Annotated in this window: 11 protein-coding genes, 1 tRNA gene and 1 pseudogene; 3 read left to right on the forward strand and 10 right to left on the reverse strand. The window is 45.0% G+C overall.

Annotated elements, in window-relative coordinates:
- Window position 1: 1 nt before the first annotated feature.
- The 4 genes from lpdA to ACHBID_RS09255 form a co-directional block, all read right to left on the reverse strand.
- Complete coding sequence (lpdA, locus tag ACHBID_RS09240) at window positions 2-1,771, reverse strand: dihydrolipoyl dehydrogenase (RefSeq protein WP_394732195.1); 1,770 nt, start codon at window positions 1,769-1,771, stop codon at window positions 2-4.
- Window positions 1,772-1,963: 192 nt separating this feature from the next.
- Complete coding sequence (locus tag ACHBID_RS09245) at window positions 1,964-3,352, reverse strand: dihydrolipoamide acetyltransferase (RefSeq protein ID WP_394732196.1); 1,389 nt, start codon at window positions 3,350-3,352, stop codon at window positions 1,964-1,966.
- Window positions 3,353-3,493: 141 nt separating this feature from the next.
- Window positions 3,494-4,489 carry an alpha-ketoacid dehydrogenase subunit beta gene (locus ACHBID_RS09250; protein WP_014638601.1) on the reverse strand — a complete coding sequence of 332 codons (996 nt, stop codon included), beginning with the start codon at window positions 4,487-4,489 and terminating at the stop codon, window positions 3,494-3,496.
- A 52-nt stretch (window positions 4,490-4,541) separates the two neighbouring features.
- Window positions 4,542-5,510 carry a thiamine pyrophosphate-dependent dehydrogenase E1 component subunit alpha gene (locus tag ACHBID_RS09255; protein WP_105111446.1) on the reverse strand — a complete coding sequence of 323 codons (969 nt, stop codon included), beginning with the start codon at window positions 5,508-5,510 and terminating at the stop codon, window positions 4,542-4,544.
- A gap of 233 nt (window positions 5,511-5,743) precedes the next feature.
- Here ACHBID_RS09255 and ACHBID_RS09260 point away from each other — a divergent pair, with 233 nt between their 5' ends.
- Window positions 5,744-6,403 carry a trimeric intracellular cation channel family protein gene (locus tag ACHBID_RS09260; protein WP_105123388.1) on the forward strand — a complete coding sequence of 220 codons (660 nt, stop codon included), beginning with the start codon at window positions 5,744-5,746 and terminating at the stop codon, window positions 6,401-6,403.
- A 20-nt stretch (window positions 6,404-6,423) separates the two neighbouring features.
- Here ACHBID_RS09260 and ACHBID_RS09265 read toward each other — a convergent pair whose 3' ends face one another.
- From ACHBID_RS09265 to ACHBID_RS09285, 5 genes are all read right to left on the reverse strand, one after another.
- Entirely contained in the window at window positions 6,424-7,089 is a 666-nt protein-coding gene (locus ACHBID_RS09265; protein WP_105111448.1) for a colicin lysis protein, read from the reverse strand.
- Between the two features lie 332 nt (window positions 7,090-7,421).
- Window positions 7,422-8,051 (reverse strand): copper homeostasis protein CutC, encoded by a 630-nt coding sequence (locus ACHBID_RS09270; protein ID WP_172059881.1) that lies wholly within the window; start codon window positions 8,049-8,051, stop codon window positions 7,422-7,424.
- Between the two features lie 49 nt (window positions 8,052-8,100).
- Entirely contained in the window at window positions 8,101-9,009 is a 909-nt protein-coding gene (locus tag ACHBID_RS09275; RefSeq protein ID WP_394732197.1) for a DMT family transporter, read from the reverse strand.
- A gap of 69 nt (window positions 9,010-9,078) precedes the next feature.
- Window positions 9,079-10,554, reverse strand: a complete 1,476-nt coding sequence (gene galT, locus ACHBID_RS09280) for a UDP-glucose--hexose-1-phosphate uridylyltransferase (protein ID WP_394732198.1) — start codon at window positions 10,552-10,554, stop codon at window positions 9,079-9,081.
- Between the two features lie 25 nt (window positions 10,555-10,579).
- The gene (locus ACHBID_RS09285) at window positions 10,580-11,743 is read right to left on the reverse strand and encodes a galactokinase (protein WP_105160106.1); all 1,164 of its coding nucleotides are present in this window, start codon (window positions 11,741-11,743) and stop codon (window positions 10,580-10,582) included.
- A gap of 129 nt (window positions 11,744-11,872) precedes the next feature.
- Here ACHBID_RS09285 and ACHBID_RS09290 point away from each other — a divergent pair, with 129 nt between their 5' ends.
- Both ACHBID_RS09290 and ACHBID_RS09295 read left to right on the forward strand, forming a co-directional pair.
- On the forward strand, window positions 11,873-12,871 hold the full coding sequence (locus ACHBID_RS09290; protein WP_105111452.1) for a LacI family DNA-binding transcriptional regulator: 999 nt from the start codon (window positions 11,873-11,875) through the stop codon (window positions 12,869-12,871).
- Between the two features lie 60 nt (window positions 12,872-12,931).
- A pseudogene (locus tag ACHBID_RS09295) lies at window positions 12,932-13,693 on the forward strand (transposase); the annotation flags it as partial.
- 96 nt (window positions 13,694-13,789) lie between these two features.
- On the opposite strand, the gene ACHBID_RS09300 reads toward ACHBID_RS09295, so the two are convergent.
- Window positions 13,790-13,861, reverse strand: a tRNA-Pro gene (locus ACHBID_RS09300).

The following is a 13,861-nucleotide window of genomic DNA, read 5'->3' on the forward strand; positions in this document are numbered from 1 at the left end:
ATTATTTACGTTTTGGTGGGTTGTGGATTGCCACGCCAAGAACATCAAGGAAGGCTTCGTACATAACTTCTGAGAAGGTTGGGTGACCGTGGATAGATGCTGCCACGTCGTCAACTGTCAACTCAGATTCCATGATAGTCGCTGCTTCATTGATCATTTCTGCAGCAACTGGACCGATGATATGAACACCAAGCACTTCATGGTATTTCTTATCAGCAATAACTTTTACGAAACCATGTGCTTCGTTAGATGCAATGGCACGACCGTTACCAGTAAAGCTGTTGCGACCAACAAGGATGTTGTCTTTACCATATTTCTCAATTGCTTGGTCTTCTGTCAAACCAACCATAGCGATTTCTGGGTGTGTGTAGACCGCAGCTGGAGTGAAGTCCAAATGAGCTTTGTGGTGGTTACCAAGGATAGCATTTTCAGCAGCCACTTCACCCATACGGTAAGCAGCGTGAGCAAGCATCTTCGTACCGTTGACATCACCTGGTGCGTAGATACCTGGGATAGATGTTTCTTGGTATTCGTTAACCTTGATACGACCGCGGTCTAGTTCAAGGTTAAGATTTTCAAGACCAGCCAATTGTGGTACACGACCGATAGAAAGAAGAGCTTTTTCAGAAACGATTTCTGAGCCGTCGTTCAACTTGATGGTCAACTGGTTGTTGGCTTCAACGATTTCAGATACACCAACTGAGGTCAAGAATTTCATACCTTTCTTAGAAAGGACTTTTTGCAATTCAACAGACACTTCACGGTCCATACCTGGGATGATACGGTCTGCCATTTCAACAACCGTTACTTCAGTACCGTATGATGCGTAAACCAAACCAAGTTCAACGCCGACTACGCCACCACCCATAACAGTGAGTGACTTAGGAATTTCACGAAGGTCAAGGATATCATCCGATGTCAATACCAATTTAGAATCAATACCTGGGATATTGATGCGAGAAACTTTTGAACCAGTAGCCAACACAACAGAGCGACCTTTGATGACTTTCTCGCCGATAACAACTGTCTTATCTGGGTTTACTTGACCAAGACCGTTGAAGATTTCAACCTTGTTGGCTTTCAAGAGACCCGCTACACCACCAGTCAAAGTCTTCACAACCTTGTTCTTGAAATCAACTGTCTTATCCATATCAACGGTATAGTTGGTTGATGCCAAGTTGATACCACGCTCAGCAGCGATTTTCAAGCCGTCAAGGATTTCAGCATTTTTGAGGTAAGTCTTAGTTGGGATACAACCCTTGTTCAAGCAAGTACCACCAAATTCAGACTTCTCAACGATAGCGATTTTACCGCCCAATTGAGCACCACGGATAGCCGCGTAGTAACCAGCAGGACCACCACCGACTACGACCATGTCGTACTCATCCGCAGCCAATTCTGCCTTAGGAGCTTGTGGAGCAGCTGCAGCAGGTGCTGCAGGAACTTCCAAACCAGCTGCTTTCAAATCAGCAGTTGCTTGAGCAACTTCAGCCGCTGCTGGAGCAGCACCGCTACCTGCTTCAACTGTTTCACCTTCTGCACCAAGGTAAGCGATAACTTCTGTTACAGGAACAGTCGCACCGTTACCATGAACGATTTTCAAAAGAACACCTGAATCTTCAGCTTCTAGCTCCATGCTAGTCTTATCAGACATCATTTCCAAAATCACATCGCCTTCATTGACGAAATCACCTTCAGCTTTTTTCCACTCGATGATTTCACCTTCTTGCATGTCCACACCGAGTTTCGGCATAATAATTTCAATTGCCATAATTATGATACAAAGAACGTCCAAATGCGACTGAATTTTAGGAGTCCAAAGCAGGATGTTCACATCCAAGGCGGACTATCTAAATTCCGAGCATTTAGTTCGTGTTCAAATGTCACGAACCCGTTCTACATCCTTTCTTTGTTTTCTAATCAGAAATCTAATTCTCTAGTTTAAACCAATGGAGATCTTATCTTAGATCAACAATTCAAGCGGGTTTTCCAACAAGTTCTTGAGGTCAACCATGAATTTCGCGCCGTTCATACCATCAACAATACGGTGGTCAATGGTCAAGCAGAGTGCCATGATTGGACGGATTTTGATTTCACCGTCGATGACAACCGGTGTTTGAACCGTTGACGCCACACCAAGGATAGCAGAGTTTGGTTGGTTGATGATTGGGTTAAAGGTCTTAGTTCCAAACATACCCAAGTTTGTGATAGAGAATGTCGAACCAGACATTTCAGCACCCTTCAACTTACCAGATTGCGCTTTCTTGATGACATCTTTGGATGCAACCACGAATTCAGACAAGCTCATCTTATCTGCGCCGTGAACAACTGGTACAATCAGACCTTCATCCAAACCAACAGCGATACCAAGGTTAACGAACTTGTGCAATTCGATTTCTTGCGCATCGTTGATGAGAGACGCATTCATGTAACGGTGTTCTTCTTTCATAAGCGTACGAACAACTGCAAGACCGATCAAGTCTGTGAAGGTTACTTTAAGACCTGTCTTGTTCATGATTGGTTCAAGAACCTGCTTACGAAGTGCCATGAGGTTGGTCATGTCAATGTCGTAGTTCAGCGTGAAGGTTGGTGCAGTCAAGTGAGAGTTAACCATACCTTTCGAAATAGCCTTACGCATTGGACTCATCTTGATGATTTCAACGCCTTCTGGCAATTCTTTGACTGATTTTTCTTCTGCTTTAGGACTAGCTGCTGCTTCAACCGCTGGAGCTGGTGCAACAAGGGCAAGAACGTCTTCTTTCTTGATTTTACCGTTGACACCTGTTCCTGTCACAGTTGTCAAATCAACACCCAGGTCAGCTGCAATACGAGCTGCAAGTGGAGTAGCCTTAGGAGCCGCACCTTTGAAGTCTTCAACGTCAGACTTGTGGACACGACCATTGGCACCCGTACCAGGTACTAAACCAAGGTCGATACCCAAATCACGCGCCAATTTACGAGCTGCTGGAGTTGCACGAACTTTACCACCACCTTGCGGTTTCGCAGCCACTACTGGAGTTACAATAACCGGTGTACGGCTAGCAGGAACTTCTTCGATAGCTGCTGCTGGCTCAACCGCTGGAGCAGAGCTACCAGCCGCTTCCACTGTTTCACCTTCTGCGCCGAGATAGGCAATGACTTCCGTTACCGGAACTGTCGCACCATTTCCATGCACAATTTTCAAGAGAACGCCTGACTCTTCAGCTTCCAATTCCATGCTGGTTTTATCAGACATCATTTCCAAGATGACGTCGCCTTCATTGACGAAATCGCCTTCCTGTTTTTTCCACTCGATGATTTCACCTTCTTGCATGTCCACACCGAGCTTAGGCATAATAATTTCAATTGCCATATTTAAGATACCAGGGCCCAACAGAGAGTGACTGGAAATGAGAAATTCCTAAAAATTCCTGATTCCCCAACTCTCCGGCCGGGTTCAATTCCTTTCTTTCAGTTTCTTACGTTTCATTCTTGTTTATAACAAGATTTTCTCTTAACCCTTGTTAACTTGTTTGTAGATTGCCGCTTTGATTTTCTCTACGTTTGGCAATACAGCATTTTCAAGAATGTTTGCGTAAGGAACTGGTACATCGTCTGAAGCGATACGGATGATTGGTGCATCCAAGTAGTCAAAGGCTTCGCTTTCTGTGATGATCGATGCGATTTCACCGATGAAACCACCTGTTTTATAAGCATCGTTGACCAAGATAACCTTACCAGTTTTCTTCACAGATTCGATGATCAATTCTTTATCCAATGGGATAAGGGTACGTGGGTCAACCACTTCTACGCTGATGCCTTCTGCAGCTACTTCTTCAGCCGCTTTCAAGGCACGTTCCAACATACGACCGTATGAAATAATGGTTACATCAGTACCCTCACGTTTGATTTCACCTTTACCAAGTGGAATGTAGAAATCTGGGTCCAAATTCACTTCTTCTTTTTTACCGTAAAGAGCTTTTGGCTCCAAGAAGATAACTGGGTTGTTATCAAGGATAGATGATTTCAAAAGACCTTTTGCATCGTTAGCTGTACCAGGTGCGACAACCTTGATACCTGGGATGTGCGTCAACCAAGCTTCAAGAGATTGTGAGTGCTGGGCAGCAGAACCGATACCTGAACCTGAAGCCACACGGAAAGTTACAGGTGTCTTCAAACCACCACCAAACATGTAGTTTGTTTTAGCAGCTTGGTTAACAATCGCATCAAGGGCAATGGTTACGAAGTCCATGAAGGTCAAGTCAACGATTGGACGAAGACCAGTTTGAGCCGCACCAACTGCAGAACCAGCAATTGCTGCCTCAGAGATAGGCGTGTCGCGAACGCGTTTTGGACCAAATTCATCCAACATACCAACAGATGTACCGAAGTCACCGCCGTAGATACCGACGTCTTCACCCATCAAGAATACTTTTTCATCCTTACGCATTTCTTCGCTTTGAGCCAAGTTAATCGCTTCACGCAAGGCCATTACTTTTGTTTCAGCCATTTTTACAATTTCTCCTACTTATAAAAAATTTTTCTTCAATCTAGACTGTAGACTAGTCCACAAAAACGTCTTCGTATGCAATTGAAATATCTGGATCTGGGCTTTCTTGTGCGAATTTCACAGCTGCTTCTACTTGCTCTGCAACTTGTGCTTCGATTGCATCCAATTCTTCGTCGGTAGCAATTTTGTTTTCAGTCAAATACTTGCGGTATTTCTTAAGCGGATCTTTTGCTTTCCACTCGTTAACTTCTTCTTTTGTACGGTAAACACCAGCATCGGCTGTTGAGTGACCAAACCAACGATAAGATTCAACCTCAACCATGGCTGGACCGTTACCTGCACGAACATATTCGATAACTTCTTGCATTTTCTCGTAAACAGCAACCACATCGTTACCATCTTCGATATAGTGACCTGGCATACCGTAAGCCGCTGCACGAAGGTAAAGGTGAGGAATCTTGGTGGAGTAAGAAATATCAGTTGAGATACCGTAGCGGTTGTTTGTGATAAAGAAGATAACTGGCAAATTCCAAACAGCTGCCAAGTTCATTGACTCATGGAAAGAACCTTCGTTAGTCGCTGAGTCACCTGAGAAGGCGATAACGATATTATCTGTACCAAGGTATTGTTGGGTCAAAGCCGCACCAACAGCCAGGGCATAACCACCACCTACGATACCGTTAGAACCGAAGTTCCCTTTTTCAACGTTGGCCAAGTGCATGGAACCACCTCGGCCTTTAGATGTACCAGTTGCCTTACCAGCAAGCTCTGCCATCATACCGTTGATATCAATACCTTTTGCAATAACGTGACCGTGACCACGGTGGTGAGAGAAGATAATATCTTGGTCTGTCAAGCTAGCAATCGGACCAACCGCTGCTGCTTCTTCACCAACTGAGAAGTGAGTCATACCTTGTACAAAGCCACGACGCACTAATTTGTTCAACTTCATGTCAACATCACGAATTTGCTGCATTTTCAAGAACATATCCAAATGTTGCTCTTTTGAAATAGATACCATAATTTCCTCCAAAGGTTTTTTCTCTTTCCTTACTATGATAGACCTTTTTTTCACAAATGGCAAATTTTTGAACCGTTTTCTATTTTCTTGTAAACTTTCTGAAAACCTTGATTTCGTTCACTTTTTCACAAAAATATCGACAAGGACACACCTGATAAAGTTCTTTTTATCACAAACTTTTTTTCTCTTGAACTTCCAATTGTTTCTATGGTAAACTAGAGGTGGAGGTAGGTATGGATTTTGAGCTATTTCTTATCATTTGTAACTACATAGGGACAATCGCTTTTGCTGTTTCAGGTGCCGTTAAAGGTTTCAGAAAAAAACTAGATATATTTGGGATTTCTCTCCTCAGTCTGATGACAGCTGTGGGAGGTGGTATTATTCGAGATATCATGGCCAATCGTATTCCAACTGCTCTGACGGACCCTTCAGCCATCTACTTATCCGTTGTCGTGGCCATTCTACTCTATCTCTGCGCCATTCATATCCGACAGGATACACCTCTTGACAAGCGGGCCCTGATTCTCCTTGCCCAAACCAACCTCATCTTCGACGCGATAGGTCTGGCGATTTTCGCCCTAATCGGGGCCAACACTGGCATAGAGTTACAGCTAAATGCTGTGACAACAGGTATTCTTGCGACCCTGACTGGAGTTGGTGGTGGCATTGTCCGAGACTTATTGGTCAATGAGACCCCTATTGTCCTTCGAGAGGACGTTTATGCTGTCTTGGCCCTATTTTCCGGTATGATTTACCATATCTGTGTGGTCAATTGGCAACTACCTCAAATTCCTACCTTTATTACTATATTTGTCATCTCTTTGATTATCCGACTGCTAGTCATCAAATACAAAATCAATCTTCCCAACATGGATAGAAAACCAAAGGCCTGAGCATCAACTCAAGCCTTTCACTATTGTGCTTCTATCTGAATCCAGGTCAAACTGTTCAGATCAAAAACTGGTGATTCTGCTTCTATCTCAGGAACAGGACCCAATCCCGGAATATGTTCGTCATATTGATAGAGCTTGGATTGACCAGCAACCTCATAAAGATAGCTACCATCTTGTAGGGGACGGAGAATGGCCTCCTCACCTATTTCAGGACCGATATGACGGAAACTGTCAACCAGGCGTAAGAGGTCCCCTCCACCATACAGAGTATAGAGGTCAATCAGCACATAACTATCTGATTTTTTCAGAGCAATAATCAGATCTTCAACCCCATCTTGGTTAAAATCATACAGGCTATAGAAAGCGCCAGCATAGATTTCCGGCTGATGAACCAAGACTAATTGGGTGCTGACCTGTTCGGGATTGATAGCTTCTGGTTGGGCAAGACTAGCTTGGTAATTTCCGATGACGTCCTGATAAATTACTGGTAAGGAAAAACCTTGCTGAGCAGAAGACCCCGCCTCTTGCTCACTTGAACCAACCGATATCTCTTCTGATTCCGTTGGAGCAGAAGTTTGAGTAGACGTTTCTGTCTCAGTAGTAGTGGACTGCAAATCTGCTGGCTGACAAGCAGCTAGAAATGTCATAGCCCCCAAGAGCAGACCAAGATATTTTACCCTCTTCATAGAAACCTCCAAATGTTCTTTCTATTCTTAGTATAACAAATATTCTGAGGCTTGTATAGGATTTGGAGAGCCAGAACGAATAACCCCTGACTCTCATAACATTTCAATCAGCTTATCTGAAGTCAGTCACCCCTTTCAAACTAACTCAATAGTAACAGCATTCTTTGTCTCCAATCTACAGATAGTTCAATGCTCATAGTTCTCGCTCCATCCCCGATAAAATATAAAAAAGAAAGAAAACACCCGACAAATGCCGAGCGCCTTCAGGAGATTATATGAAAAAGAATAAATAGAGTATACTGAAGCCTCCTTAAAGAAAACTTAAAGTTTTCTTACCAAAACAATTTTGTTCCATGGACTTGGTCAATCGGTAGCTTGTTGACCAATTCTGGAACGTTATTCACCGTCAATCCACCACCAATAAGGATTTGAATTTTTCCCTTGGCATAAGTCACAATCTCGTTTAGCCAGTCAATGTTTTCCAAAGCACAACCAGACAGATTACCCCGCGTTAAAATCCGCGTCACACCGTGTTCTGCCAGCCAATCAATGGCCTCAAATTGTCTCCTGCGTGGTATTTGGTCAAAGGCCATGTGAAAAACAACTTCGTACCCTTCAGACACGGCCAATAATTTCTCCAAAGCGACCTCGTCCAGCCAATTTTCCTCGGTCAACAGACCATAAACCAGACCGTCCGAACCCAGTTTCTTGGCCACCTTACAATCTTCTACCATCATGTCCACTTCCACCTCATCATAACAGAAATTCCCGCCACGGGGGCGAATCATGGTCATGACCGTCGCATCATTTTCATGGGCCAGTTGACAAACGTAATCAATCACCGCATAGCTAGGTGTCGTTCCACCGACTGCCAAATTATCGCACAACTCCACTCGTTGCGCCCCTAAAGAAAGGGCACGCGCTACGTCAATATGGTTCTCCGAACAAAATTCTCTAAGCATATCTTCTCCTTTGTAAGCCTTTTCTTTTAGTATAACAAAAAAGAGCATCTTAACCAATACTCTTTCGTGAAATCACTAAATCTTTCAGGGAAATAAGTAGAACAGCCACCAAAATCAGCACCATCCCCAAAAAATCAATGGGATAAAATTGCTCATTAACTAGCCAAACGGCAAAAAAGACCGATGCGACCGGCTCAATCGAAGCCAACAGACTGCCCTTGACCGGACCGACCATGCTGACGCCCTTGAGAAAGGCCGTATAGGCAAAAATGGTACCAACACCAACAATTCCCAACATGCCCAAGAGACTACCACCGTCCACGGGAAGGCTCTGGCCCCAGGTCCTAAAGGCAAAAACTGCCACCAAACCACCCATCAGCATGCCAATCCCAATGACCACCATACTTCCATATTGGTGAATATAGCGACTAGGCAGGATGATATAGAGGGCGTAAGTGAAGGCTGAGAAAATCCCCCATGCCAGACCAACCGGTGTCACCGCCAGCTTGTCCAATTGCCCATGTGTCGCAATCAGAAATGTACCTACTACAGCAAAAGCAATCGACATCAATTCAACCGCTGTCGGCTTTTGTCGGTCCCGCAGACAGGTATAACCCAAGACCAAAATAGGACAGAGGTATTGCAAAACCGTTGCCGTACCGGCATTTGTATAGTAAATGGCTTGTAGATAAGCGATTTGATTGAGCACCAAGCCCAGCATGGCAAAGAGGAAAATCCCAAGCAGGGCCTTTTTATTTTTCAAAACAGCCATCAACTGGTCCCTACTGGTCAAATAGGCCACGCCCAGCAGAACCACGCCCGAAATCACCAAACGCAGGGTCGTAATCATCTCAACCGTCACCCCACGCGTCATCAAATATTGCCCACTGACTCCCGACAAACCCCAAGCAATACCTGCCACAAGCGTAATGAAAGTCCCAATTTTTGAATTTTTCATATCTACTCCTTTGATAACTTTTACTATTATAACAAAAAGAGCAGGCGTCTGCCTACCCTTCGAAAGTTATTATACAACCCCCACAAACTCGACAAATCTTCTAAAGGCAGCTTGGCCTTCTGGTGTGCGTTTGTAGACGCCGGCATCTTCAAGTACACGGGCAAAGATTTGTCCCACCGACGTGCGGACAATCTCTTGGACATTTTCAGCGGTAATTGAGCTGTGAGCGGTCTTCAAGCGGTCTGCCCAGTCTTGGTGATAGGCTGCCACTTGACTGTCCTGCCCCAGCAGGAATTTCTCCACCTCGGCCAACTCCGCCTTAAGGCGCGGTGGCAAGATGGCCAAGCCCATGACTTCAATCAAGCCGATATTTTCTTTCTTGATATGCTGAACATCTGGATGAGGATGGTAGATACCATCTGGGAATTCCTCCGAGGTCTGATTGTCGCGGAGGACCAAGTCCAGCTCATAACGACCGTCACGCTTGCGGGCAATCGGTGTAATGGTATGATGCGGTACTCCATTCGTCTCAGCCTTAATTCCAACCAAGTCATCTGAATAGCTCCGCCATTTTTCCAAAATCTTAGCCGCCAAACCAAGCAGCGCCGTCCGATCGCTGGAAGTCAAACGGATGACCGACATGGGCCACTTGACCAGTCCAGCCTGTACACCTTCAAAGCCTTTAAACGTCAGCTCCTGCTCAATCGGAGCCTCATCCATAGGGAAGGTGTGCCGACCACCCTGATAGTGATTGTGGGTCAAGATAGAGCCACCAGAAATCGGCAAATCCGAATTGGAACCGACAAAATAACCCGGCAAAAGGTCAATCAAATCCAAGAGTTGCTCAAAGGTCTGTGGCGTAATGGCCATTGGCACATGCTCAGCATTGAGGAAAATGGCATGCTCATTAAAATAAGCATAGGGCGAATACTGAAAGCCCCAGTTCTCCTGCCCCAACTGAAGACGAATAATCCGGTGATTCGCACGAGCAGGATGATTGATCCGCCCCTGATAGCCCTCATTTTCCATACAGAGCAGGCATTTAGGATAATTACTTGCTTCTGCTAATTTGGCCGCCGCAATGGCTTTCGGATCCTTCTCTGGTTTGGACAAGTTGATGGTGATTTCCAGATTGCCATAATCTGTCGGTACTTGGTAATAGATATTTTTGGCAACAGCTGCTAGCTTGATATAATCATTGCGCTTGCTGAGGTCATAGAAAGCCGCAATAGCCTGCTCCGGACTATTTTCATAGGTCGCCCAAAATTGACGGTTGACCTGACTAGGAGCCGGTGTCACCAAGTCCATCAGACTAGCCCCAACCATGTCCTGCTCCTCCAAGAGTTCCCCAACTTGACCAGCCTCAAGAGCCGATGCCAACAAGGCATCTTTGAGGGCAATCATATCCGTCAGCTCCGTCTCAATGTCCAAGACCTGCTCGCCAACCAAAGCCAAAACCCGATTGCGCAGATAGAGACGGTCCATCTCCTCAAAGTCACTATGAACAATCGCTTGCTCCACAAATGTATCTACCAGATTTGCCATCGTCTCTCCTTCATCATTTCACATCTTACAAAACGGTTGAACCGCCAGCAATTTCTGCCACATAAAAGCTAGGTGCATAGCCGACCACTTCTGTGTAGGTCTTGCCAACATTTTCCTTAAAGGCCTCTACCTTATCCTTGTGGACAATGGCAATGCCACAGCCACCAAATCCTGCTCCCGTCATCCTCGCCCCGAGAACGCCCTCTTGTTGCCAAGCGGTGTGGGCCAACGTATCCAATTCCAGACCGGTCACTTCATAATCATGCTCCAAGGACACATGTGAGGCATTGACCAGACGACCGAATTTTGCCAAATCACCAGCTTCAAGCGCTGCCCGAGCCTGCAAGGTCCGTTGATTTTCCAGAACGGCATGGCGCGCCCGTTTGAGACGGTTTTCGTCCTTAATCAAGTAAGCATATTCGTCAAAAGTCCATTCGTCCAACTCACCCAAGGTCTCGATAGAGAGGACAGAATTGAGCTCTTCCACCGCTTTTTCACATTCCGCACGGCGCTCATTGTACTTAGAATCTGCCAATTCACGGCGCTTATTGGTATTCATGATAACAATGACATGGTCGCCCAAATCCAGCGGCACCAAGTCATATTCCAACGTATTGGTATCTAGGTAAATCGCCTTATTGTCCGCACCCATACCGATAGCAAATTGGTCCATGATTCCTGAATTAACCCCGATGAACTGATTTTCCGTCAATTTTCCGATTTTAACCAAATCAAGGCGAGTCAAGTCTAACTTGTATAGCTCCTCTGCAATAATCCCAATCAGCAGTTCCAAAGAGGCTGATGAGGACAGGCCAGACCCATTTGGAATATTGCCATAGATATAGACGTCCATACCCGAGTCAATCGTATGTCCAGCCTCCTGCAAGAACTTAAGTACGCCCTTGGCGTAGTTGGTCCAGTTATGGGCCTTGTCATAGACTAAATTGCCCAAATCCACCTCAATAATACCCAATTCCTCAAAATTGGCAGAGTAAAAGCGCAGGACTTGGTCATCACGCTTGCGGGCTGCACCATAGGTCCCCAAAGTAATGGCAGCTGGGAAAACATGACCGCCGTTGTAGTCCGTGTGTTCACCAATCAGGTTAATTCGACCTGGCGAGAAGAATGCCGCGTCCGCTTCTTGACCAAATACATCCTGAAAGGCTTGTGTGATTTGTTCCTTGTTCATAAGAACCTCCTTGAATTGTAATCGATTTCTTTTATTTTATATCTAAAAAAAGACCTTGTCAAGAATTTACTAAAATTTTACTAATCTTTTCTATTGTGCTATAATCAAAGAAAAAGAAAGGGGAAAGCCATGGTCACTATCAAAGAAATTGCAGTTAGAGCACAGCTCTCATCCGCCACTATTTCCAGAGTTCTCAATGGAGATAACAGCCTATCCGTCAGTCCAGAAACTCGCGAACGCATCCTAGACTTGGCTCAAGAAATGGGCTATACCAAACATTTGAAAAAGCAGGCGCCCCAACAAAAAGGCACCATCGGACTTGTCCAATGGTACACAGAAAGCGAGGAATTAGCCGACCTCTACTATTACTCTATCCGCGTCAGCATCGAGCGCGAGGCTAGCCGACTGGGCTATCAGCTCATCCTCTCCTTCAACGACCTGAGCAATCCGCTCCTGGCCGAGGTTAACGGCATCATCGCAGTGGGCAAATTTTCTTCTAGGCAAATAGCAGAGCTGACCAGCTTGTCTCCTCATCTGGTCTTTGTGGACAGTGATACTCTGACCGAAGGGTTCTCCTGTGTAACCACTGATTTTAACCACTCGGTTCAAACCGTCATCAATCATTTTCGCAGTCAAGGTATCGCTGACATCGGACTGCTAGTCGGGCAGGAAAAGACCTCCGACGGACAAGACCTGCCTGCCGACCCCCGCTTGCTCAGCTATCATGACTATCTGTCCACCTTGGGCATCTACAAAGAAAATTACTGCTATATCGGGAAATTTTCCACCCAGTCAGGCTACGAACTGATGACCCGTGCAATACAAGAATTGGGCGACGACCTGCCACCAGCCTTCTTCATGGCCAACGATACGCTGGCTGTCGGTGCTTTGCGAGCCCTACAAGAACGGCAAATTGAGGTTCCTGATCGTGTTCAAATCATCACTTTCAACGACACCGCCATCACTCGTCAAGTCTATCCGGCACTCTCCTCTATCAGCGTTTTCACGGAGGAAATGGGCCTTGAAGCTATGCAACTCTTGGACCGCATCATTGCAAATCCAACCGCCCACCACCCACGAAAAATCAAACTCAGAACGACATTGACCATTAGAGAAAGTTCATATTAAAAAGGCTCTTTGTCAACAGTTGTAGGTGGGCGAAAATGACTTTTACGCGATTTCTAATCTGTCTGGAATAGCGTTAAAATCATCACTATGGACATGTTTAGCACGTGTTATCAGCTGGCTAACCCCTTCGCTTTGCTAATTTCCAAGCTCAGGCTGAAATAGTCTCCCAGACTATTTCACTCCCGCATGCCAAAATCGTCCTTGATCGCTTTCATATTGTTCAACAACTTAGCCGTGCTATGAACCGTGTTCGTATTCAAATTATGAATCAATTCGACAGAAAATCGCACGAATACCGAGCCTTAAAACGCTACTGGAAATTGATACAATAAGATAGCCGGAAAATCAATGATAAACGATTTTATCGCCCTATGTTTCGAATGCATTTGACTAACAAGGAAATACTGGAAAAACTCCTGTCTTTTTCAGAGGTACTACGACAACACTATGAACTCTATCAATTGCTCTTATTCCATGTCCAAGAGAAGAACTCAGACCATTTCTTTGACCTCATCGAACAGGAAATAGTCACTGTTAAACCTGTTTTCCAGACGGTATTTAAGACATTTCTAAAGGATAAAGACAAGGTTTTGAATGCCCTAGAATTGCCCTATTCCAACGCCAAACTGGAAGCTACCAATAATCTCATCAAAGTCATTAAGAGAAATGCCTTTGGTTTCAGGAAGATGAGAACTTTAAAAAACGCATTTTGATTGCTTTGAACAGTGAAAAGGGCTGGGGAGAGCCCTTTTCAGCTTATCTCCTAAAAACTAGAAAGAGATAAAGAAAGAGAGAACGAAGTTCGTCCTCTCTAGGTCTTAGCTTTTCATCTACCCACTAAAGTTGACAAAGAGCTTAAATTTTTTGAACAGTAAAATCAAAAAAGAATGCCCAATGAGCACTCTTTGATTTGTAACATCGGGAAGACAGGATTCGAACCTGCGACACCTTGGTCCCAAACCAAGTACTCTACCAAGCTGAGCTACTTCC

It is taken from the genome of Streptococcus sp. A25 (assembly GCF_043674095.1).
Lineage (GTDB): Bacteria > Bacillota > Bacilli > Lactobacillales > Streptococcaceae > Streptococcus > Streptococcus suis_V.

Coding starts and splice junctions, on each gene's coding strand:
- lpdA (WP_394732195.1), bottom strand. CDS start 1,771: ATGGCAATTGAAATTATTATGCCGAAACTCGGTGTGGACATGCAAGAA.
- ACHBID_RS09245 (WP_394732196.1), bottom strand. CDS start 3,352: ATGGCAATTGAAATTATTATGCCTAAGCTCGGTGTGGACATGCAAGAA.
- ACHBID_RS09250 (WP_014638601.1), bottom strand. CDS start 4,489: ATGGCTGAAACAAAAGTAATGGCCTTGCGTGAAGCGATTAACTTGGCT.
- ACHBID_RS09255 (WP_105111446.1), bottom strand. CDS start 5,510: ATGGTATCTATTTCAAAAGAGCAACATTTGGATATGTTCTTGAAAATG.
- ACHBID_RS09260 (WP_105123388.1), top strand. CDS start 5,744: ATGGATTTTGAGCTATTTCTTATCATTTGTAACTACATAGGGACAATC.
- ACHBID_RS09265 (WP_105111448.1), bottom strand. CDS start 7,089: ATGAAGAGGGTAAAATATCTTGGTCTGCTCTTGGGGGCTATGACATTT.
- ACHBID_RS09270 (WP_172059881.1), bottom strand. CDS start 8,051: ATGCTTAGAGAATTTTGTTCGGAGAACCATATTGACGTAGCGCGTGCC.
- ACHBID_RS09275 (WP_394732197.1), bottom strand. CDS start 9,009: ATGAAAAATTCAAAAATTGGGACTTTCATTACGCTTGTGGCAGGTATT.
- galT (WP_394732198.1), bottom strand. CDS start 10,554: ATGGCAAATCTGGTAGATACATTTGTGGAGCAAGCGATTGTTCATAGT.
- ACHBID_RS09285 (WP_105160106.1), bottom strand. CDS start 11,743: ATGAACAAGGAACAAATCACACAAGCCTTTCAGGATGTATTTGGTCAA.
- ACHBID_RS09290 (WP_105111452.1), top strand. CDS start 11,873: ATGGTCACTATCAAAGAAATTGCAGTTAGAGCACAGCTCTCATCCGCC.